Genomic DNA, 21,448 nt, shown 5'->3' with positions numbered 1-21,448 from the left:
GCGCGGGCAGGCCGGATCAGGTGGCGGCCTGCCCGCCAAGATCGCCTGGACGGATGACGCGGTTGACCAAGCCGTGCTTCTCGATCTGGGGCGCGCGCAGGTAGCAGTTGTTCCGTGCATGTTCCAGCAGGTTCTCGACCGAGATGTCGCTGCCCTCGACGAACTCGCGAAATCCCTCCAGTTCAAGTGCCTTCGAGGTTTCCAGAAGCGAAAGCTGTTCCCGCACGATCTGCAGGCAGGCCTGGATCGGGCCCTTCAGCTCCAGGGTCTGGGTCAGGTGGCGTTCGTGGATCAGAAGCACCGCATCTTCGGTCAGGTAGCGCAGCGTCCGGGGGAAGGCCGCCAGGATCGTGACCCCGGCCGAATAGACATAGGATTTGCCGATGATCCGGCCGGTTCGTCCCGGCTCGGCCAGGAAATAGCGGATTTCGCTTGCGATGCGGCGCCCGATGTCGGCGTCGCCGCCCTGGGTGTTCAACTCCATCAGCAAGGGCAGTCCGTCGCGCCGGACATGGGCCAGCTTTTCAAGAAAGAAGCCAAGGGCCGACTGATCAATCGGGCCGTTGATCCAGACATTGGGTTCGAACAAGAGGCTTGAAAGGTCGGGGTCCGTCTGCTTGTCCGGCATGATCGCAGTCCCTTGCTTCTGGGGGTCAACCGGCCGTGGGACCGGATGTTCCCCCGCCTGTCGCACTGCCATCCGGCCGGAATCAGGCCCGCAGGGCGCCGCCCGAGGTTCCCGACACCGGGAACGAGATCGCGCATCGGACACCGTCCGGATCAAGGTCGAACCTGACGCGGGCCTTCATCTGATAGGGCAGCGCCTGCTCGATCAACTCGCGCCCTTGGCCGCGGCCTATCTGGTCCTCGGCCGGCATCGACACGCCGCTTTCCCGCCACAGCACATGCAGCCAGGGCTTGCCCTGGGCTTCCGGCGGCTCCAGCCTCCAGGTGATGTCCAACCGGGCGGCGGGCTGTCCCAGGGCACCGTATTTGACGGCATTGGTTGCCAGTTCATGCAGCACCAGGGCCAGCGTCTGCACGGTCGAGGAACGCAGCCTGACCCCTGCTGGTCCCTCCAGCGTCACGCGGTCCGCCGTCGCGGGCATGGCCGACAGTTCGGACCGGATCAGTTCGTCGAAGGTCACGCGGTCGTGGTCGTTCAGGCGCGACAGAAGGCCCTGCACGCGGGCAAGGGCGTCCAGCCGCTTGCCGAAGCGGTCCTGGAAATCCGCAAGGCTGACGCTTGTGCTGCCGGTCCGTTCGGCCAGGGCGCGGACCACGCTCATCAGGTTGCGGGTCCGGTGCTGAAGCTCGGCCACCAGCAGCTTCTGCCGGTCCTCCCATTCGCGCCGCTGAGTGGTGTCGATCATCGCGCCGATCATCCGCACCGGCCTGCCGGCATCGTCATACTGAAACCGGCCGCGGCCATGCAGCCAACGCACCGAGCCATCGGGATGCATGACCCGGAATTCGCGCCCGTATTCCTGATGTGTCTCCATCGCGTGGCGCAGGGCCTGTTCGGTGGCTTCCTTGTCATCGGGATGAAGCCGCGCCGCCCATGTCTCGTAGCTTGGCTCGACCTCTCCGACGCGATAGCCCTCCATGCGGAAATGCTCGTCCGACCAGTGGACACGGTTCGTCTGGACGTTCCAGTCCCACAAGCCCAGCCTGCCGACCTCCACGGCGCTGCGCAGGCGTTCCTCGCTTTGCTCCAACCGCTGCTCGGCCAGCTTCGCCTCGGTGATGTCATGGCCGACGCCGCCGATCATCACCACCTTTCCGGCGGTATCGGTGATGGGAAAGTCGGTGTTGCGCAGCCAGCGGATCTGGCCGTCCAGGGGCCGGCGGATGCGGTATTCGAAGGTCACGTGCTCCCCGGTCCGCACCTGCCGGATCCGCGCGTTCGCGGCCTTTCGGTCGGCGGGAAGGACCAGGCCCAGCCAGTTTCGATAGTTGTTGCCTGACAGGGCGCGGCTCCGGTCGATGCCGTAGATCGTCTCGAAGGCGGGGGTCAGATAAGTCCATCGCAGCGTTTCGGCATCGCGGATCCACAGGACGTCCTGCGACGCCTGGCTGAACTGGCTGAAAAGGTCTTCCCGTTCGCGAAGCGCGGCCTGGGCTTCATGCCGGTGGGTGATGTCCAGCACGAATTCGACATAGCCGTCGTCGACCTTGCGGGCGGTGAACAGCCCCCACCACCGCGTCCCGTCGCGGCGGAGATACTGCTTCTCGTAGGGCTTTCCCTCACCCGTGGTCTCGACTTCCTGGACGAAGCGGGCAGATGCGTCGTGGAATTCGGGCGGGGTCAGTTCACGCCAGGATTTGCCCAGGACGTCCTCGCGTTCAAAGCCGCTCATTGCCAGGAACGCCTCGTTCACGTCGTTCAGCCTGCCGTCGCGGCGCCAGAACAGCATCCCCACGGTGCTGATGGAAAAGGCGGCGCGCAGCCGCGCCTCGCTGTGGCGCAAGGCGCTGTCCGCGCGGACCCGTTCCATCGCAGCCCAGGTCCGCTCGGCCGCTTCCTCGACAAGGGCCACCTCGCCCGGTGACCAGCGGCGGGGCCTGGCCGTGCTGGCCACCATCGACCAGAGCGGCCTGCCCGGCCCCGCCCGCACCGTCGAGGCCACCGCCGCCCGCAGCCCCAGGTCGCGGCGGAAGGCTTGTTCCGCCGGGGACAGCCCCTCACTGTCGTGGCTGTCGTCGATGACCAGGGTCTTGGTCATGGCTTCCCGAAACGAGGCCTGGAAATCCGACAAGCGGACTTGAACCGGCAGGGGCGCCGCATCGCCGCGCGCGATCTGGTGGGTGATGTCGGCCCGGTCCTCGGCCAGCCGGTAGGCGGCGATGAAACAACGGTCGAGCCTGAGCTGGTCGGTCAGCATCCCCATCGCCCGATCTGCGACCCCGTCCGCATCGGGTTCCACCCGCAGGGCATCGGAAAGGCGCAAAAGGAACGCCTGCCATTCCTCTCGCTCTCGGCGCTCGGTCGTATCCTGGAAGACGACGCAGACTTGGCGGCTGTCCGGGGCACCGACCGGCGTGGCATAGACGTCGTACCAGCGGCCCGTGTCGTTGTGATGGCTTTCAAAGCGCCTAGCGCGTCCCGTCCGGACGATCTCGGCGTAATGTTCGATCCACGGGGCTTCCAATCCTGGCGATACCTCGCTTCTGCGTTTGCCTTCGATGCCCGATAGGCCGGTGTGCAGTTCGAACGCCTTGTTCACCTCGACAAAGCGGTAATCGGGGGGACCGCCCAAGGGGTCGTCGATGATGTCGAGAACGCAGAAGCCTTCGTCGATCGAATCGAACAGGGTGCGGAACTTCTGTTCGCTGTCGCGAAGGGCCGCATCGGTGCGCGCCCGCATGATGTCCGCCCAAAGCCGCCCGGCCACTTCCTGCACCAGGCGGATCTGGGCGTCGGGCCAAGGGCAGGGGTCATGGCCCAGCACGGTCAGGTGCGCGACAAGCCTGCCCTGGATCCGCACAGGCACCGCCAGCAGCGCCCTTGCCCCTTGCCGGAACAGGGCAGCCAGGTCGGGCCGCGCAGAGGCGGCATTGTCGTCCAAGACGGCCTCGACAATCCTGCCGGAGCGGAGATCCTGCATGATCGGGTCCGCCAAGGCGGAAAGGCCGCCCGTTCCGCCGTCATCGGCGCACCAGCCGGACAAGACCCCATCGACCTCCGAAAAGACGACGCGCAGCGCGTCCAGCCTGTTGGCCAGCATTCGCGCAGCCGTCGCGACCACCGCGGCGGGATCGGGCTTGGCGCGCATCGCGTCGCTCAACGCCAGCAGGAAGGCCGGGCCGTCGTCGGGCAGGGGCACCGCCATCGTGTCGGGATTTTCCCCAGGGTCCGCAGGCTTGGGAGGGAAATCGTCAGACATGGATCCTCCGGAACATTGCCGGGCGTGGGGGGCCATTATGCGGCCGGGCGGCGCGATGCGCCAACGGAAACAACGTCCGCTTTCTGGTGTTCACCCTGGCCACTGCGACAGCCCGACGGAACATCCCCCGGCCCACCGGGTTGACCCTGCAGGAGGACGTGCCATGACCCGCGAAAAGCCCAAGGATCCCAATCCCGCCGCCGATCCGCCCCGCCATAACGGCCAGGGGGACCACGAGGGGGTGCCCCATTCGCCCGAGGAGTTCGACGTGATGAACCCCGCCAAGGCCGAAAAGACCCCCGGCGGGCCGCAGGAAAACATGTAGGCAACGTGAGGACCCCGCGCCTTGTGGCGCGGGGTCTTTCCCCCGGCCGTCTTCAGCGTGGGCAGAAATCGGTGTCGGGGCGGATGCGGCGGCAATAGGCGGCCGCAAGCTGCGCCGTCCGATCCAGGTCGGCCAGGTCGATCACCTCGCAAGGCGTGTGCATATAGCGAAGCGGCACGCTGAGAAGCCCGGTCGCCATGCCGTTCAGGCTGATCTGCATGACCTGCGCATCGGTTGGCGTGGTGCCTGCCGTCGCATGAACCTGGCAGGCTATGTCGTCCTCGGTCGCGGCCTGCATCAGGATGTCGAAGACCGCGTCGCTGGTATTGGCGCCCCGGTCGATGCCCGGCCCCTTGCCGATGTCCAGCACGCCATAGCGGCGCACATCCGCGTTGGGATAATCGGTCGCCTGGCCCATGTCCACGGCAAGGCCGGTGCGCGCGTTGATCCTGTGGGCGGCGATCTGCGCCCCGCGGGATCCGATCTCCTCCTGAACGGCGGCCACGGCATAGACGCCCACCTCGGGGTGGAGACCGCCGTCCTGGCGCAGCAGCCGCAGCGCCTCGGCCACGACATAAAGGCCGCCCTTGTTGTCAAAGGCCCGCGCCACCGCCCTGCTGCCCATCAGGGGCTGGAACTCGTACTGGAACGTCACCACATCGCCCACGCGCGCGGCCTTTTCGGCCTGGTCGCGGGACGTCGCACCGATGTCGATCCACATCTCGGACATCTTCGGCTTCTGGCCGGCCTCGTCGGGGTCCAGAAGGTGGATCGCCTTGCGGCCGATGACGCCCGGCACCCGGTCCTTGCCATGCACCCAGACCCGCTGGCCAAGCAGGGTCGTGCTGTCATGACCGCCGATCGGGCTGAAATACAGCAGCCCGTCATCGGCGATGTAGTGGATGATGAAGCCGATCTCGTCCAGATGGGCGGTCAGCATCACCCGCATCTCGGCCTCGGGGTTCAGGACGGCGATGACATTGCCCACGATGTCGACCTCGACCTTGTCCGCGAAATCCTTCACGCGGTCGCGAAACACCGTGGCCGAGGGCTGTTCGCTGCCGCTGGGCGATGGGGCGGCGATAAGGGAGGTCAGGAAATCCAGGGATTCGGGCGCCATGTCGGTGATCCTTCGGTCTTGGGCATTCGGGCTGTTCAAAGGACCGAGCCTGCCCTTTGTTCCCGGATTTCCGTCCCGACAAACAAAAGCTGCCTCCCGTGTCCCGGCCGCGCCGGAGGACCGGGCCCATTGCCTTGCCCTTGGCGCGGACCGTTCGGGGGGATATGCCAGCCGCGGGACATGCAGAAAGGGAAGGGGTCGGGATGGCGCTGCTTCTGGGGATCGACAACGGGCTGACCGTCACCAAGGCGGTGATCTTCGCCGAGAATGGTCAGGTCCTGGCAACCGCCCGCCGCCGCGTCGCGCAGTCCATGCCCTGCGCGCGTCATGTCGAGCGGGACATGGGCGATCTGTGGACCCAGACCGCCGCCGCCATTGCCGAAGCCGTCGCCTCCTGCGGCCGCCCCGCGACCCAGATCGCCGCCGTGGCCGCGACCGCGCATGGCGACGGGCTTTACCTTCTGGACCGGCAGGCGCAGCCGCTGGGGCCGGGGATCCTGTCGCTGGACAGCCGCGCGGGCGATCTGGCAGGGGCCTGGCTGCGCGACGGCACAGCCGAACGCGCCCTGGCGCTGACCGGACAGGTTCCCCATGCCTCGGCCCCGTCGGCGATCCTGGCCTGGATCCGCGACAACCAGCCCGAGCGCTTCGGCCGGATCGGCCATGTGCTGGCCTGCAAGGACTGGCTGACCTTCTGCCTGACCGGCCGGATCGGCACCGACCTGACCGAGGCCAGCACGTCATTCACCAATGTCGGCACCCAGAACTTCGACCCGGACGCGCTTGCCGTCTTCGGGCTGGGCGCGCTGCGCAACGCGCTGCCCCCTGTCGCGCTGCCCGATCAGGTCGTGGGTCATGTGACCGGGGCGGCGGCTGCCGCGACCGGGCTTGCGCCGGGCACGCCGGTCGTGGCGGGGCTGCATGACGTGACCGCCTCGGCCCTGGGATCGGGCGGCTATGGCCGGGGCACGGTCGCCATCGTCGCCGGGACCTATTCCATCAACGAGACGGTGTCGGCCGAACCCCGCACCGATGCCCGCTGGTTCTGCCGCAACGGGCTGCGGCGGGGGGAATGGAACGCCATGTCGATCTCGCCCGCATCGGCGGCGAACTATGACTGGTTTCTGGACACGCTCTGCGGCAGTGACCGCCGCGCGGCTGAAGCCGAGGGCCGCGCCTTCCACGCCGAGATCGTGCCCGAGATCGCGGCCGCGCTGTCGCGCCCGTCCTCTGCGATCTTCCATCCCTACCTGTTCGGATCACCCCACGGCCCGCAGGCCAGCGGCGCCTTCCTGGGCCTGCACGGCTGGCACGACCGGGGCCAGATGCTGCGCGCCGTGGTCGAGGGGATCGCCTTCAACCACCGCCACCATGTCGATGCTCTGCGCGACGGCTTTGCGCCCGGCGCGGCGCGGCTGACCGGCGGCATCTCGCGCAGCCCGGTCTTCGCGCAACTGTTCGCGGACGTGCTGGACATGCCCGTCACCACCAGCGACACGGACGAGGCCGCCGCCTGGGGCGCGGCGCTGTGCGCGGGGTCGGGCGCGGGCCTGTTCGACAGCCCCGTCGCCGATCCGCGCGACTTGGCCGCGCTGACCACCACCTACCACCCGGACCCCGGCCGCGCGGCGGACCTGTCGCGCCGCTACGGCGTCTTCAACAATCTTGTCGCCGCGTTGTCGCCGCTTTGGCCGCGGATCGAGGATCTGGCAAAGGCTTCCCATGACTGACATCCAGGACATCGACGTGCTGATCCTCGGCGCCGGCATCAACGGCGCGGGGCTGTTCCGCGACCTCTGCGAACAGGGGCTGCGCTGCGTGATCGCGGACAAGGGCGATTTCGGCGGCGGCACCTCGGCCGCGCCGTCGCGGCTGATCCACGGCGGCATCAAGTATCTGGAAACGGGCGAGTTGCGCCTGGTCGCGCAGTCCACGCTGGAACGCAACTTGTTGCTGAAGAACGCCCCCCATCTGGTGCGCCCGCTGCCCACGGTGATCCCGATCTTTTCCTGGCTGAAGGGGGTGGGAGCCGCCTTGCGGACGCTGCTGGGATCGACGACCGCTCCGCGCAGCAGGGGCGTGCTGCTGATGAAGACCGGGCTGGCGATGTATGATTTCTATGGCCGCCGCCACAGGGTCATGCCCCGCCACCAGCTGTGGTCGAGGAAGCGCGCGATCCGCGAGATCCCGCCCATCACCCCGCGCATCGTCGCGGCGGGGCAATACTACGACGCGACCGTGGCCCTGCCGGAACGGCTGGTCTGGGAACTGCTGGCCGAGGGGATGCGCGCCAGTCCGCAATCGCAGGCCCTGAACTATGCCACGCTGGAGGGGGCAGGGGGCGCGGTGCTGCGTCTGGACACGCCCGCCGGCCTGCAGGCGCTGCGGCCCCGGATCGTGGTCAACGCCGCCGGCCCCTGGATCGACCGGGTGAACGCGGCGCTTGGCGCGCCCTCGCGCCTGATCGGGGGGACCAAGGGGTCGCATATCCTGCTGGATCACCCCGACCTGATCGCCACGCTGAAGGGCCGGATGATCTATTTCGAGGCCGATGACGGCCGCATCTGCCTGGTCTTCGACTATCTGGGCCGGGCGCTTGTGGGATCGACCGACACCCGCGACGACGACCCCGACAACGTGGCCTGCGACGATGCCGAGATTGATTATTTCCTGGATGCGCTGCGCGGGTTGCTGCCGGGGCTGAGCTTCGACCGCAGCCAGATCGTTTACGCCTATTCCGGGATCCGGCCGCTGCCCGCCTCGGACGCGGCCAATCCGGGGCTGATCAGCCGCGACCATTCAGCCCCCGTGGCAGAACCGGACGGGGCGCGGTCCTGGCCGATCATCTCGCTTGTGGGGGGCAAGTGGACGACCTTCCGCGGCTTTGCCGAGGAAGTCGCGGACCTGGTGCTGGACCGCCTGGGCCAAGCCCGGCGCTTCGACACGAAGCTGGCGCCGATCGGCGGCGGGCGCGATTATCCCGCCGATCCCGAAGCCTGGGCCGAAAGCGCGGCGCGCGGCATCGGCACAAGCCCCGCCCGCGCGGCACGGCTGCTGGCGCGCTATGGCACCACGGCCCAGGCGATCCTGACGGTCGAGGGCGCCGCGCCCGAGATGCTGGCCGATGCCGATTATTCGATCCCCGAACTGGACTGGCTGGTGCGGCACGAAAGCGTGCAGCACCTGGCCGACCTGGTGATGCGGCGCACGCCCCTGGCCGTCACCGGCCACCTGTCGCGGCGCGACCTGGACCGGATCGGGGCGCTGTGCGCCGCCACGTTGTCATGGGACGCCGAGCGCAGGACGCGCGAGATCCAGGACACCGAAGCATTGCTGGTCACGCGGCACAGGCTGCGGCTGTCATAGGGCGGCCGGCCCAGAAACTGGCGCATCGCTCGTCGCTGCATGACCAAGCGGTGCCGGTCCGGCATGGGGCATCTGGACTGCAGGGAAAGATTTATCAGCCGGGCGGCGCAACCAACTAAAAAGACGCACTACCATGCCGCCTGGCTGATGCAGACCTTATGTCTGGACTTGACGAGAAGGGAAACCTGTCTTTTCGGCCAAGGGGACGGGACAAGAGTGAGGGTCGGAACAATCCCTATGCCGGGCTGTTCATTCAGCAACGGCAGGGGGCAGTCATGGACGACATCAGGGCGAAGGCACAGGAACTGGGCATCCAGCCTGATTATGAAGGCATGGGCGGCACCGCCCACCGCGTGCCCGACGCCACGCTCGAGAAACTTGTCGCGGCCTTTGGCGGCGGCCCGGCCATGCGCCCGCAGAAACTCGAGGCCCCCCGTGACCTGCATTGCCATCTTCCCGAGGGTGACCGAGCCTGGGGCGTCGCGGTGCAGCTTTACCAACTGCGCTCGGATCGCAACTGGGGCATCGGCGACCTTGCCGATCTCCAGGATCTGGCGGCAGTGCTTGGGGACATGGGGGCGGATTTCATCGGCCTCAATCCGCTGCACGCGATGTTTCTGGCAGATCCTGCGCGGTGCAGCCCCTTCTCGCCCTCGAACCGGCGCTTCCTGAACCCGCTTTACCTGGCCATCGACGGGATCGACGGCTTTGATCCCGCGATGGCGGATGCCGATGCCATTGCCCGACTGCGGCAGACGGACCTCGTGGATTATCCCGGTGTCGCTGCCGTCAAGCTGAAGGCGCTTCGGGCGCTTTGGGAAAAGGCGGGCTGCCCCGATGCCTCGGCCGATTTCCGGCGCAGGGGCGGGACGGACCTGGACCGGCACGCGCTGTTCGATGCGGTCTCGGCCCGTATGGTTGCGGAAGGCCACGGCGCGGGCTGGGCCAGTTGGCCCGAATCCTGGCAGGATCCCAAGGGTCCCCATGTCACCGCCTTCGCGCAGGACCATGCGGCCCAGATCGCCTTCTATCGCTGGCTGCAGGACCAGACCAACCGCCAACTTGGGCAGGTCCGGGATGCCTGCAAGGCCGCGGGCATGGGGATCGGGCTATACCTCGACGTCGCGGTGGGCGAGGCCGGGGACGGGTCGGGAAGCTGGGGCCACCCCGACGTGCTGGCGGATGTGCGGATCGGTGCGCCGCCCGATTACTTCAACGAACTGGGGCAGGACTGGGGGCTGGCACCCTTGTCCCCCGCGGCGATGGCAGCCTCGCGCGCGGCCCCCTTTGGCGCGCTGATGGCCGGGGTCATGGCCCAGGCCGGTGCGGTGCGGATCGACCATGCGATGGGCATCTGGCAGTTGTTCCTGATCCCCGAGGGCGCGGGCCCCGATGCGGGCGCCTATGCCCGCTATCCGCTGGACGACATGCTGACCGCGCTTGCCCGCGCCTCGCAGGAGAATGGCACGATCGTCATCGGCGAGGATCTGGGCAATGTCCCGCCCGGCTTCCGCGAGATGATGGAGGCCGCGAGGATCCTGTCCTATCGCATCCTGTTCTTCGAACGGGACGAGGATGGAGGCTTCCTGCCTCCGCCGCATTACCCCGAGAAGGCCCTGGCCTGCCTGTCTACCCATGACCTGCCCACATTCCTGGGCTGGTGGGCCGGCCGCGACATCGAATTGCGGGAACAGTTCGACCTGATCAGTCCCGACACCGCCCGCGAACAGGCCGAAGCCCGCCCAGGCGAACGTCGTGCCCTGGTCCGCGCCCTGGCTGCCGAAGGACTGCTGGGGGACGAGACCCTGGCCGACAGCCGTCAGGCGCCGCCCGATCTGGTCGTGGCCGCCCATCGCTTCGTGGCCCGCACGCCGGCGCGCCTGATGGCAGTCCGGCTGGAGGATCTTGCAGGCGACGATCGGCCGGTGAACCTGCCCAGCACCGCCGACGAATACCCGAACTGGCGGCCCAAGCTGCCCGGCACCATCGAGGAAATCACCGCCAGCGACATCTTTGGCGCGATCGTCGCCGGCATCAGGGCCGAACGCCCGGGCAAGGCCTGAGGGTCAGCAGATCCTGCGCATCCGGGGAATGTCCTTGACGTGCAGAAGATGCACCCCGGTCTTGCGCGACAGGGCCTTGGCGCTTTCGGTGTAATGGCCGGTGGTAATGACCACGGCCGCATCGACGCGGTGAAAGGCGCGGCCCGAAAACGCCTCTTGCACGGCCTTGTTGCCGACCGCGCCGTCATATCGCTTGCACTGGATGCCGATCTTGCGGCCGTCGCGCTTGGCGATGATGTCAAGGCCCTGGTCGCCCGACCCGGCCGTGACCACGGCCCGCCAGCCATGCAGTTCCAGCCGGTCGGCCACCCATTGCTCGAAATCGTGCCCGTTCCGGGGCAGTGACGGCGATGATGACGACGACGAAGACGACGACGAAGAAGGGGCGCGGGATCTGGCCGGGGGCCGGGGCCGGGCCGAGCTGCGTGCCCGGGACTGCGTGCGCTTGGCGCGCCGCTTGCCCTTGCGCCGCTGCGCCACGGTCCGGGGCAGGAACAGCCAGGGCATCACCAGGGCCGCCAGCACCACCCCCGCCATCGCGGGCGCCCCGCCTGCGCCCGTTGCCGCCACGCCGCCCGCAAAGGTCGCCATCAGAAACCCGCCGATCACGATCAGCGTGGCCGACAGGACGGCATAGCGGAACAGGTAAAAGGCAGTTGCGATCAGGCGGCGCATCGGATTCGGGAAAGGTGACATGCCTGGCGCGACTGTCACCCAGGAAGCACAGCCTAGGGGAAAATTAACCCTTGGGCAATTGGCAAAGAAAAACCCAGTGAATCCAGCCTTGCGGAGGAAATGGCCGTGCCTGTCAGGGCCGGGGCTCGCCCCTGAAGATGATGTTGTTCAACAGATAGCGATAGCCGCGCGACCAGCTTTCATCGGTGTTGCCCCGGATGTCGACGGCCCCATGGCGGACATTGGCCCGCGCCTTGGCATCCCGAAGGAACAGGTTCAGCGCCAGGATCAGTTCCGAGGTCTTCTGGATCTCTCCGGTCACGGAATAATCCGCGCCCAGTTCCTGCGCCAGCTTCATGTCGCAGCCGTTGCACGAGGCGATGTTCTTGACCTGCGCCAGCTTCTGGGCGACGGGCGCCGTATCCACCAGGATGAAACCCCGCGCTTCCAGGTTCCGGGCGATCTGATCCTCGGCCATGGCGATGCGGGCGCGTTCGTCGCTGTCGTCGGGATCGCCCGGATTGTTCATCAGGTAAAGGCCGAAGAAGGCCACGGACCCGCGCGGCACCGGATCCTGCGCCCAGGCGGACGAGAGGACCAGCGTTGCAGCCATTGCCAGGGCAAGAGGTTTCAGCATGGCTTCAGCCCCATCGGATACGGCCCAAGTCTAGCGGTCGGTTGCCTTGCTTCCTATCGAAAAAAAAGGGCCGAGCCGCCTTCAGCCTTCCTCGGACGCGCCCAACTCCTCTTCCAGCATGTCGTCGGGCATCGCGTCGGCGGCCTGCAGGCCGAAGCGCGCCGCCACGTCGGGAGCATAGCGCAGAAGGTCGCCCCGCAGCTTCAGAAGCGACAGATCCTTGGTCTTGGCTTCCAGCATGACATCGAAGTCCAGACCTTGGGCGGTGCGCATGAAGGTCGCGAATTCGAAGGGATTGGTGAAATCGGCATGTCCGGTCCAGATCGGCGGCAGCAGCACCGTCTTGAACCGAGATGTGGCCTTGACCACCTCGCGCGTCAGCGGCCCCTTGGCCGGGGCATCAGCCTTCATCGCCGTGCGGTCCTTGTCGGTGACCTTGCGCTTGATCTCGCGCAGTTCGGTCCGGGGGGACGAGAAATGGATCTTCGGCCGCACGTTCCTGGGCCAGGACGCCATCACCCGTTCAAGCGTGTTGCGCAGGTCCAGGCCCTCGGGGTTCAGGCACCAGAAATGCTGGTAGTCGAAGATCAGCGGCACCCCGCAGCGGTCGTGGATCCACAGCACGTCGGCGGCGGAAAAGCGGATATCGTCGTTTTCCAGGACCAGGCGACGGCGGACATGGTCGGGGCATTTCTGGTATCCTTCGATCCAGCGGGCGCGGCTGGCCTCGCGGTCGTCATAGACGCCGCCAACATGGGTCACCAGCACCCCTTCCGGACCCATCCCCATCCGGTCCAGCATCTCTGCCTGAGAGGCCAGATCCCAGATGCTTTTCTCGGTCAGCGCAGGGTCGGGGCTGTTCAGCAGCACGAATTGCGACGGATGGAAGGACAGCCGGATGTCCAGGTCGCGCGCCTTGCGACCGATCGCCGCCAGTTCGGCATCGCTCTCGGCCACCATGGAATGGAACTGCGGCATGTCCGGATGCGTGGCATAGGGCGCCAGATCCGAGGACATGCGGTACATGTCTATCCGCGCCTCGACCAGATAATCCAGGATCGCGTCCAGGTATTCCAGCGAGGTCTTCAGATGCGGGCTTTGCTGCCATCGCCGGGTGTCGTTGCTTTTCAGGCCGGGCTTGCCCATCACCTTGACGGGAAAACCCAGACGCAGGGGCCGGTTGGTCATTGGGGCACTGTCTCCTCGGGAAAGCCGATGCGGGCGGCGAAGTCGTTCCAATCCTGGGGCCGCAGCGCGCCGCCCGTCGCCTGGGCATGGCCGCTGCCATATTCCGTGCCCGCGCCGGGCGGGCGGTGGCGGGCCAGGAAGTCGATCAGGTCCGTGCCCGTGGCGCTGCGGGCCGCGAAATGCACCCAGCCGGGGCGATAGCCGGTATTGGCCGCCAGCACGATCTTGTCCCGAAGCCGCCCGCGCCAGGACTGCGCGATCAGCGGGTGGATCTGGCAGGCCGAGGCAAAGCGGATCAGCGCGACATCGCCGCGTATGCGGGGCGCCACCCGTCGGGCTCCCTCCAGGGCCGCCGCAACCTCGGCCTTGGCGGCATGAAGAAGATCGGTTTCCGGGTGACCGCCCTTAAGCAGATCCTTGGCCCCGTCGCATTTCAGAAGCAGCGCAAGCGCCGGCGTCGCATCGGCGCTTGCCGTCCGGCGGGGCGCGTTGACAAGGGAAACGGCATCCCGCAGCGCGGTCTTGCCATATCGTGCCTGCGCCTCGGCCAGTTCGGGAAAGCCTTCGTCCGCCATGTCGCCGATCAGGCCAAGGGCCGCCAGCCAAAGAAGGTCGTCACGGGGTCCAAGCGCCCCCGCGCACCAGAAGGCCAGCAGCGACGAGGTCGGCTCGGGCAGCCAACCGTTGCCCGAGATCACGGCCGCATCATCCGGCACGCCCCGGGGGACGTGGTGGTCGATCAGCACAGTGGGAACGCCCGGCAGGATGGGGCCCGCCTGCACGCCAAGGTCCGTCACGATCAGCCCGCCCGGGTCCAGGGCTGAAAGCCCGTCCCGCGACGCGGGCGACCAGGGGTTTTCGCCCTTGCCCATGATGCGGATGTCGGCAGGCCGCCCCGCGCGGTCCAGCATCCGCGCCAGGATCGCAACGGCCGCCAGCCCGTCCGCGTCGAAATGCCCCAGGATCAGGGGCCGGCGCGCGGGGTCAAAGCGGTCAAGCGCCGCGCGAAAGGCGGCTGCGGCATCGTCGGGGGATTGGACGGGTTGCAAGGTCATGGTGCCCAACGGCGCAACCGGCCTGCGGGTTCAGGTCGCAGGACCGGAACAAAGGCCCGCCCCGGCCCGTTCTCGCCACAACTGCGAGGAGCCCCCATGCCGGACGACCCCGATACGCTGGACCGCTTTGTCGACGCGCAGGACGGCATCCATGACCGCGCGCTGTCGGAAGTGCGGCAAGGGCGCAAGCAAAGCCACTGGATGTGGTTCATCTTTCCGCAACTGCGCGGGCTGGGCCGGTCGCAGATGTCCCACCGCTATGGCATCGTCGACGGGGACGAGGCGCGGCGATACCTGGCCCATCCGGTGCTTGGCCCGCGCCTGATCCGCTGCGCCGAGGCGATTCTGGCGCATGAAGGCGTTCCGGCGACGGCGATCTTCGGCCCGGTGGATGCGGAAAAGCTGCGATCCTCGGCCACGCTGTTCGCGCAGGTCGAGGGCGCGCCGGATGTCTTTGCCCGGATCCTGCGGGCGTTCTTCGACGGCAGTCCTTGCCGCCTGACGCTGGACCGGCTGGAGTGACCTTCAGCGAAGCATGTCCAGCCATGCATCCACCGCCGGTCCCATCGCCGCGACGATGGCCGTCACCCCTGCCGCGCTTGGGTGCAACTGGTCGTCCTGCATCAGGTCGGCATAATCCTGGCCCGCGGTGTATCGTTGCGTGATCGGGGCCAGCAGGTCGGGGTAGAGCGTGGCCCCATGTTCCTGCGCCAGTTCGGGAAACATCGCCCCGAAATCCCGCTGGAACTGGGGTCCGAAATTGCCGGGGGCGGGCAGGCCCACCAGCATGGCGGGCACGCCCTCGGCATCCAGCCGGGTCAGGATCGCATCCAGGTTCGCGCGGCTTTCGGCCGGGTCGATGCCGCGCAGCAGGTCGTTGCCGCCAAGCGCCACGATCATCGCGTCGGGCCGGTCGGCCAGCGTCCAGTCAAGCCGCGACAAACCCCCCGCCGTGGTGTCGCCGCTGACGCCCGCATTGATCACGATCACGTCATGGCCCGCCGCCCGCAGCCAGTCCTGAAGCTGCGGAACCAGCCCCTGATCGGCTGGCAGGCCATAGCCCTGGGTCAGCGAATCCCCCAGGGCCACCAGCCGGAACGGCTCTTGCGCAAGGACTGCTGCCGGGGTTGCGGCCAGAAAGGCCGTCGTCAGAATGTCGCGAAACCGTGGCTTGCCTGAACGGCGGCAAGGCCTAGATGCCAGAAAACGCAGGGCAAGGGAAAGGATGGTCATGATGGGTCCGGTTCTGTCGCTGAGGGATGTCCACCTGACCTTGCAAGGCAATGCCGGGCCGGTAGCGATCTTGCGGGGCATTTCGCTGGATGTCCACCAGGGCGAGACGCTGGGCCTGATCGGGCCGTCGGGTTCGGGCAAGTCCTCGCTGCTGATGCTGATGGGCGGCTTGGAACGCGCCACCGGCGGATCGGTCCGGGCCCTGGACCACGACCTGACCGCACTTGACGAGGATGCCCTGGCCCGCTTCCGCCGGGGGCGCATGGGCGTGGTCTTCCAGTCCTTCCACCTGATCCCCACCATGACCGCGCTCGAGAACGTCGCGACCCCGCTGGAACTGGCGGGCCAGCCCGACGCCTTCGACCGCGCGGCCGATGAGTTGCGGGCAGTCGGCCTGGGCGCGCGGATGGACCATTACCCGGCGCAGATGTCGGGCGGCGAACAGCAGCGCGTGGCGCTGGCCCGTGCGGTGGTTCCGCGCCCCGCGATCCTGCTGGCGGACGAGCCGACCGGGAACCTGGACGGGGTGAACGGACAGGCGATCATGGACCTGCTGTTCGGCCTGCGCGACCGGCACGGCACCACCTTGGTTCTTGTCACCCACGCGCCCGAGCTTGCTGCCCGCTGCGACCGCGTCCTGCGCCTGCGCGATGGTTTGGTCGAGGCCGAGGACCGCCGCCAGCGGGCCGCATCGTGACCGCCGCCTGGCGCATCGCCCGGCGGGAATTGCGCGGGGGGCTGGCGGGGTTCTGGATTTTCCTTTCGTGCCTGATGCTGGGGGTCGGCGCCATCGCCGCTGTCGGCACGGTCCGCGCCGCGATCGAGACTGGCCTGTCCCGGCAGGGCGCGGTGCTGCTGGGGGGCGACGCCGCGCTGCGCCTGACGTATCGCTTCGCGACCGATCCCGAACGCGCCTGGATCGAAGACCGCGCCGCCCGCGTATCCGAGATCGTCGATTTCCGCTCCATGGCCGTGGCGGGCGACGACCGCGCCCTGACCCAGGTCAAGGGCGTCGATGCCGACTGGCCCCTGACGGGCGAGGCGCAATTCGACCCGCCAATGCCCGTGGCGCAGGTGCTGGCCGGGCGCGACGGACTGCCGGGGGCGGCGATGGACCCGCTGCTCATCCAGCGGATGGGGCTTTCGGTCGGTGACCGTTTCCGGCTGGGCGTGCAGGATTTCGTGCTGATGGCTGCGCTGACGCGCGAGCCTGACGCGCTTGGCGGCAGCTTCGGCCTTGGCCCCCGCACGCTTGTCGCAACCGCCGGCCTGGCCAATGCGGGCCTGCTGTCGCCCGGCACGCTCTATGAAACCAGCTACCGGGTGCTGCTGCGCCCCGGCGACAGCCTGGACCGGCTGCGGGCCGATGCCTTGGCCCGGTTCGAGGGGGCGGGGATGCGGTGGCGCGACAGCCGCCGCGGTGCGCCGGGGGTCGAGGTCTTTGTGGATCGGCTGGGATCCTTCCTGGTGCTGGTCGGCCTTGCGGGGCTGGCGACCGGTGGGGTCGGCGTGTCCTCTGCCGTGCGCAGCTATCTGGACACCAAGACCCCCGTGATCGCCACGCTGAAGACCCTGGGGGCCGAGGGGCGGACGATCTTTGCCGTCTATTTCGCCCAGATCGGCGCGCTGACCCTTCTGGGGGTGGCCTTGGGCCTTGCGCTTGGCGCGCTGCTGCCCTTGGCCGCGGCACCCCTGCTGCAGGCCCGCCTGCCGATCCCGGTCGAGTTCACCCTTTATCCCGCGCCTTTGGTCGAGGCCGCGACGTATGGCATCCTGACCGCGTTGATCTTCACCCTGCTGCCCCTGGCGCGGGTGGAGGGGGTGCGCGCCGCGGCGCTGTTCCGCGGCATCGGGACCGACGCCCACGCTCGGCCTCGCCGGCGATACATGGCCGCGCTGCTGCTGGCGGTGATGGCGCTGATCGGGACGGCGGCGGTGATGGCCTCGGTTCCCCGGCTGGCGCTGTCGGTGGCGGCGGGGGTCGTGCTGGCCCTGGGCGCGCTGTGGCTGGCGGCGCGGGGGTTGCGCGCCCTGGCACGGCGGCTGTCGCGCCATCCCGCCCTGCGCGGGCGCAGCGCCCTGCGGCTGGCCGTGGGTGCGGTCGGCAACCCGCAGGAAGGCGCGGTGGCCGTGGTCCTGTCCCTGGGCCTTGGCCTGACGGTGCTGGCGACGGTTGGCCAGATCGACGTGAACCTGCGCCGGGCGATTGCGGCCGAACTGCCGCAGCAGGCGCCCTCGTTCTTCTTCATCGACATCCAGCCCGACCAGTTGCCCGGCCTGCTTGACCGGCTGAACGGCGATCCGGGCGTAAGTCAGGTCGACACCGCGCCATCCCTGCGCGGCATCATCACGGCCATCAACGACATCCCCGCGCGGGACTGGGGCGATCATTGGGTGCTGCGGGGCGACCGGGGCGTCAGCCATGCCGCCGCCCCGCCCGAGGGCGCGGCCCTGACGGCGGGTGAATGGTGGCCCGCCGACTACGCCGGTCCGCCCCTGATCAGCTTCGGGGCCGAGGAGGCGGCGGAACTGGGCCTGTCGCTGGGCGACCGGATCACGGTCAATATCCTGGGCCGCGACATCACCGGAACCGTTGCCAATTTCCGCCAGGTCGATTTCCGCAGCGGCGGCATCGGCTTCGTGATGATCTTCGACGGGGCGACGCTGCAATCGGCGCCGCAGACCCATATCGCCACCGTCCATTCGGATCCTGCGGTCGAGGCGCAGCTTCTGCGCGACATCTCGGACAGCTACCCCAACATCACCCCGATCCGCGTCCGCGACGTGGCCGAACGGGTGGCCGAGGCGATGGGCGCGCTTGCGTCCGGCACCTCGCTTGCGGCGCTTGCGGTTTTGGCGACGGGCTTCGTGGTGCTGATCGGCGCTGCCGCGGCCGGCGAACGCGCCCGGGTGTTCGAGGCGGCGGTGCTGAAGACCCTTGGCGCGGCGCGCGGCACGGTCCTTGCATCGTTCGCGCTCAGGTCCGCGCTGATGGGGGCCGCGGCGGGGCTGGTCGCCGTTGTCGTCGCGGCCCTTGCCGCCTGGGCGATCCTGACCCAGGTGATGGAGCTTGACTACCGCTTCGCGCCCGGATCGGCCCTGGCCGTCATTACGGGCGGCATCATCGCCACGATGGCCGCGGGCCTGGCCTTCGCGCTGCGACCCCTGTCGGCGCGGCCCGCGCGGGTGCTTCGCGCGCAGGAATAGAGACGGTTTCCCCCGATCCGGGAACTGTCCTGGCCCTGCACGGTTGCATGACAGGTCGACAAGGAGGAACCGACGTGCTTGCAGCCGATTACAGGGGACCGCGCCGGATGCGCGTGGCCTCGAAGGCCGATCCGGTCATCCAGCATCCGCGCGACGCCATCGTGCGTGTCACCCGGTCCTGCATCTGCGGGTCCGATCTGCATCTTTACAACGGCCTTGTTCCCGACACCCGCATCGGAACCACCTTCGGGCACGAGTTCTGCGGCATCGTCGAGGAGGTCGGACCCGAGGTCCAGACCCTGAAGGCCGGCGACCATGTGCTGGTGCCCTTCAACATCGCCTGCGGGCAGTGCCATTTCTGCAGGCAGGGGCTGTTCGGCAACTGCCATGAATCGAACCCGCAGGCCACCGCCGTGGGGGGCATCTTCGGCTATTCCCACACCGCCGGGGGCTATGACGGCGGGCAGGCGGAATATGTCCGGGTGCCCTATGCCGACGTGGGGCCGATGCCGATCCCGGACTGGATGGATCCCGACGACGCGGTCCTGCTGACGGACGTGGTGCCGACGGGCTATCAGGCGGCCGAGATGGGCGGCATCCAGATGGGCGACACCGTGGTGGTCTTCGGTGCCGGCCCCGTGGGCATCATGGCCGCCCGCTGCGCCTGGCTGTTCGGCGCGGGCCGGGTGATCGTCATCGACCATGTGGAATACCGGCTGGACTTCGCCCGCCATTACTGCCCGGCCGAGGTCTACAACTTCCAGTCCATCGACGACATGGCGGTCTTCATCAAGAAAGTGACCGACGGGCTGGGCGCGGATGTCTGCATCGATGCGGTTGGCGGTGATGCGGCTGGCAGCGCGCTGCGCACCGTGCTGGGCAAGAAGATGAAGATCGAGGCGGGCAATGCCATCGTGCTGCACTGGGCCATCAACTCGGCCAAGAAGGGCGGCGTCGTGTCCATCGTCGGCGTCTATGGGCCCACGGGCAACATGGTGCCGATGGGCAACGTGCTGAACAAGGGGCTGACGATCCGCGCCAACCAGGCCTCGGTCAAGCGGCTGCTGCCCCGCCTGGTGGAACATGTGAAGGAGGGGCGGATCGACCCCAAGGCGCTGATCACCCACCGCGTGCCGCTGGAAGACCTGCCCGATGCCTATCACCTGTTCTCGGCCAAGCTGGATGAATGCATCAAGCCGGTCCTTTACCCCAACAACGGCCGCTAGGAGAGTGACGATGGCACGCCAGATTACTTCCCAGACGATCAACCCGGAAGATGTCATCGGCTGGGGGGTGGACGCGGATTCGCGGAACGACCCGACCTATCCGATGCGGGACAGGACCGTTGAAACCGGGTCCGACTGGAACCGTCCCAAGTCGCAGCGCACCGATATCGAGGTGCTGCAATCGATGGAATACAACCGCCGTCCGGCGGTGTTCGGAACCTCGGTCGCGCCTTCGGGCCTCAGCGGCATGATCCGCCGCGCAGCCTTCGGCTATAGCGAATCCGACTGGCGGCATTGGCTGATGCTGCTGGGCGCCGACCGGGTCAACATGGTCGAGGGGATCGTGGACGACCTGACCCATGGCCATCTGCCGAACGTGCCGGGCGAGATGGGCGTCAGGGCCGAGATGCGCCACAACCGCAACGGCCTGGTCAAGAAGGCGGCCATTGGCGCAGGCATCGCCGTGGTCGCAGTCGCGCTGCTTGGCCGCAACCGCAGCCCAAGCCGCCGCCACCTGCGCTGAGGCATCTTGCACCACGGAAAAAGGGACCGGCCTGATCGGAAGGCCGGTCCCTTGCCGTTTGTCGTGGCCCCTGCCGGTTCTAACGCTTGGGTGTCTGTTCCGCGTCGTCTTCGAACTGTTCGGACGGCTTGCGCAGGTCAGGCTCGGTCGGATCCTTGTAGCCTGCGTGTTCGTCAGCCGGTCGGGTATAGGCCGTGTCCCGCGTCGTGCCCCTTACGCCATCGGGCAGGATCCCTTCGGGATCGGTCGTTTCAAGGGGAGCACCGTGGAGTTCTTGGTTCGTGCCGGGCATCTGCAACCTCCATTTCCTGTCATGCGACAGGTGTTCAGACAATGTCCGAACCGGCCTCGGGGGGCTTTTGTTCCGGAAAGACCTGCCGCCCTGCAGGTGCGCGGTCGCCACAGCTTGCACGTGAACGTGGTAAATCGATGAAGTTGGATATGAAACTTCGGCGTCGGTTTCGTGCACGTTGTGCCGATCAAGCAGCTCAACTGGAGGTAACGGCCGTCCGCCCTGACACATGGACGGTCGGGCGCGCGGGTCGGGCCGCGCGCCCGGGGCTTATCTAGTCCGGGTCTTGCCCGATGACGACCATCCCATCGACGACCGCCACCGGAACCGCGTCCAGCCCGCAATCCGCCCCCCCGAGTGCCGCGCCGGTGCTGATGTCGAAGCGGGCGCCGTGGGCTGAACACATCAGCATCGTGCCATCCGCCGACAGCAGCTGGTCGCTGCGGTAATCCAGCGGCAGATACTGGTGCGGGCAGGCATTCACATAGGCCCGCAGGCCGCCCGCCTGCGTCACCAGCAAGGGAAAGCTGCCCTTGTCGGTGACAACAGACAGCGACAGCACGCCCGCAACCTGGGCCAGCGGACAGACCCGCGTTCCCGGCGCGGGGGCAGAGGAATAGTCGGTCCAGGCCATCCCGCCCGCGTCCGCAG

General features: G+C 68.0%; 19 protein-coding genes. 9 read left to right on the top strand and 10 right to left on the bottom strand.

Annotated features, from left to right (window positions below; all coding sequences use genetic code 11):
- Nucleotides 1-16: 16 nt before the first annotated feature.
- Both IE224_RS14170 and IE224_RS14165 read right to left on the bottom strand, forming a co-directional pair.
- Entirely contained in the window at nt 17-628 is a 612-nt protein-coding gene (locus IE224_RS14170; protein WP_191311257.1) for an ATP-dependent Clp protease proteolytic subunit, read from the bottom strand.
- 82 nt (nt 629-710) lie between these two features.
- Entirely contained in the window at nt 711-3,887 is a 3,177-nt protein-coding gene (locus IE224_RS14165) for a PAS domain S-box protein (protein ID WP_191311255.1), read from the bottom strand.
- Nucleotides 3,888-4,050: 163 nt separating this feature from the next.
- On the opposite strand from IE224_RS14165, the gene IE224_RS14160 reads away from it, so the two are divergent.
- The gene (locus IE224_RS14160) at nt 4,051-4,212 is read left to right on the top strand and encodes a hypothetical protein (protein WP_167624234.1); all 162 of its coding nucleotides are present in this window, start codon (nt 4,051-4,053) and stop codon (nt 4,210-4,212) included.
- Between the two features lie 52 nt (nt 4,213-4,264).
- Here the strand turns inward: IE224_RS14160 and IE224_RS14155 are convergent, their stop codons facing one another.
- The gene (locus tag IE224_RS14155; RefSeq protein WP_191311253.1) at nt 4,265-5,332 is read right to left on the bottom strand and encodes a M20/M25/M40 family metallo-hydrolase; all 1,068 of its coding nucleotides are present in this window, start codon (nt 5,330-5,332) and stop codon (nt 4,265-4,267) included.
- Nucleotides 5,333-5,535: 203 nt separating this feature from the next.
- Here IE224_RS14155 and IE224_RS14150 point away from each other — a divergent pair, with 203 nt between their 5' ends.
- The 3 genes from IE224_RS14150 to malQ all read left to right on the top strand — a co-directional run bounded on the left by IE224_RS14150 (nt 5,536) and on the right by malQ (nt 10,761).
- Nucleotides 5,536-7,062, top strand: a complete 1,527-nt coding sequence (locus tag IE224_RS14150; protein ID WP_191311251.1) for an FGGY-family carbohydrate kinase — start codon at nt 5,536-5,538, stop codon at nt 7,060-7,062.
- Nucleotides 7,055-8,698, top strand: a complete 1,644-nt coding sequence (locus tag IE224_RS14145; protein WP_191311249.1) for a glycerol-3-phosphate dehydrogenase/oxidase — start codon at nt 7,055-7,057, stop codon at nt 8,696-8,698. The genes IE224_RS14150 and IE224_RS14145 overlap by 8 nt, the downstream gene beginning before the upstream one ends.
- A 275-nt stretch (nt 8,699-8,973) precedes the next feature.
- Nucleotides 8,974-10,761 carry a 4-alpha-glucanotransferase gene (gene malQ / locus IE224_RS14140; RefSeq protein ID WP_191311247.1) on the top strand — a complete coding sequence of 596 codons (1,788 nt, stop codon included), beginning with the start codon at nt 8,974-8,976 and terminating at the stop codon, nt 10,759-10,761.
- Nucleotides 10,762-10,764: 3 nt separating this feature from the next.
- Here the strand turns inward: malQ and IE224_RS14135 are convergent, their stop codons facing one another.
- The 4 genes from IE224_RS14135 to IE224_RS14120 form a co-directional block, all read right to left on the bottom strand.
- On the bottom strand, nt 10,765-11,457 hold the full coding sequence (locus tag IE224_RS14135) for a restriction endonuclease (RefSeq protein ID WP_202380139.1): 693 nt from the start codon (nt 11,455-11,457) through the stop codon (nt 10,765-10,767).
- A gap of 112 nt (nt 11,458-11,569) precedes the next feature.
- A complete protein-coding gene (locus IE224_RS14130; RefSeq protein ID WP_191311243.1) occupies nt 11,570-12,073 on the bottom strand; it encodes a DUF3280 domain-containing protein in 504 nt (167 codons plus the stop codon).
- An 81-nt stretch (nt 12,074-12,154) separates the two neighbouring features.
- A complete protein-coding gene (gene uvsE, locus IE224_RS14125; RefSeq protein ID WP_191311241.1) occupies nt 12,155-13,261 on the bottom strand; it encodes a UV DNA damage repair endonuclease UvsE in 1,107 nt (368 codons plus the stop codon).
- Complete coding sequence (locus tag IE224_RS14120; protein WP_191311239.1) at nt 13,258-14,316, bottom strand: DHH family phosphoesterase; 1,059 nt, start codon at nt 14,314-14,316, stop codon at nt 13,258-13,260. The genes uvsE and IE224_RS14120 overlap by 4 nt, the downstream gene beginning before the upstream one ends.
- Before the next feature lie 96 nt (nt 14,317-14,412).
- Here IE224_RS14120 and IE224_RS14115 point away from each other — a divergent pair, with 96 nt between their 5' ends.
- Nucleotides 14,413-14,838 carry a DUF1810 domain-containing protein gene (locus IE224_RS14115; RefSeq protein ID WP_191311237.1) on the top strand — a complete coding sequence of 142 codons (426 nt, stop codon included), beginning with the start codon at nt 14,413-14,415 and terminating at the stop codon, nt 14,836-14,838.
- Nucleotides 14,839-14,841: 3 nt separating this feature from the next.
- Here the strand turns inward: IE224_RS14115 and IE224_RS14110 are convergent, their stop codons facing one another.
- On the bottom strand, nt 14,842-15,549 hold the full coding sequence (locus IE224_RS14110) for an arylesterase (RefSeq protein WP_167624224.1): 708 nt from the start codon (nt 15,547-15,549) through the stop codon (nt 14,842-14,844).
- Here IE224_RS14110 and IE224_RS14105 point away from each other — a divergent pair.
- The 4 genes from IE224_RS14105 (at nt 15,548) to IE224_RS14090 (ending at nt 20,505) form a co-directional block, all read left to right on the top strand.
- Nucleotides 15,548-16,246, top strand: a complete 699-nt coding sequence (locus IE224_RS14105; protein ID WP_191311235.1) for an ABC transporter ATP-binding protein — start codon at nt 15,548-15,550, stop codon at nt 16,244-16,246. The genes IE224_RS14110 and IE224_RS14105 overlap by 2 nt on opposite strands.
- Nucleotides 16,243-18,756, top strand: a complete 2,514-nt coding sequence (locus tag IE224_RS14100) for an ABC transporter permease (RefSeq protein ID WP_191311233.1) — start codon at nt 16,243-16,245, stop codon at nt 18,754-18,756. Before IE224_RS14105 ends, IE224_RS14100 begins: the two co-directional genes overlap by 4 nt.
- Before the next feature lie 74 nt (nt 18,757-18,830).
- Nucleotides 18,831-19,982, top strand: a complete 1,152-nt coding sequence (locus tag IE224_RS14095) for a zinc-dependent alcohol dehydrogenase (RefSeq protein WP_191311231.1) — start codon at nt 18,831-18,833, stop codon at nt 19,980-19,982.
- Between the two features lie 10 nt (nt 19,983-19,992).
- A complete protein-coding gene (locus IE224_RS14090; protein ID WP_191311229.1) occupies nt 19,993-20,505 on the top strand; it encodes a hypothetical protein in 513 nt (170 codons plus the stop codon).
- A gap of 79 nt (nt 20,506-20,584) precedes the next feature.
- On the opposite strand, the gene IE224_RS14085 is transcribed toward IE224_RS14090, so the two are convergent.
- Together IE224_RS14085 and IE224_RS14080 are read right to left on the bottom strand one after the other, a co-directional pair.
- Nucleotides 20,585-20,797 carry a hypothetical protein gene (locus tag IE224_RS14085; RefSeq protein ID WP_191311226.1) on the bottom strand — a complete coding sequence of 71 codons (213 nt, stop codon included), beginning with the start codon at nt 20,795-20,797 and terminating at the stop codon, nt 20,585-20,587.
- Nucleotides 20,798-21,071: 274 nt separating this feature from the next.
- A complete protein-coding gene (locus tag IE224_RS14080; RefSeq protein WP_191311224.1) occupies nt 21,072-21,431 on the bottom strand; it encodes a Rieske (2Fe-2S) protein in 360 nt (119 codons plus the stop codon).
- Nucleotides 21,432-21,448 lie beyond the last annotated feature (17 nt).

Origin of the sequence: Paracoccus aerius (genome assembly GCF_014656455.1) — a bacterium.
In the GTDB taxonomy this organism is placed as follows: domain Bacteria; phylum Pseudomonadota; class Alphaproteobacteria; order Rhodobacterales; family Rhodobacteraceae; genus Paracoccus; species Paracoccus aerius.
Note: the sequence above shows the minus strand (reverse complement) of the source record. Positions and strands in the feature narration are given on the sequence as shown.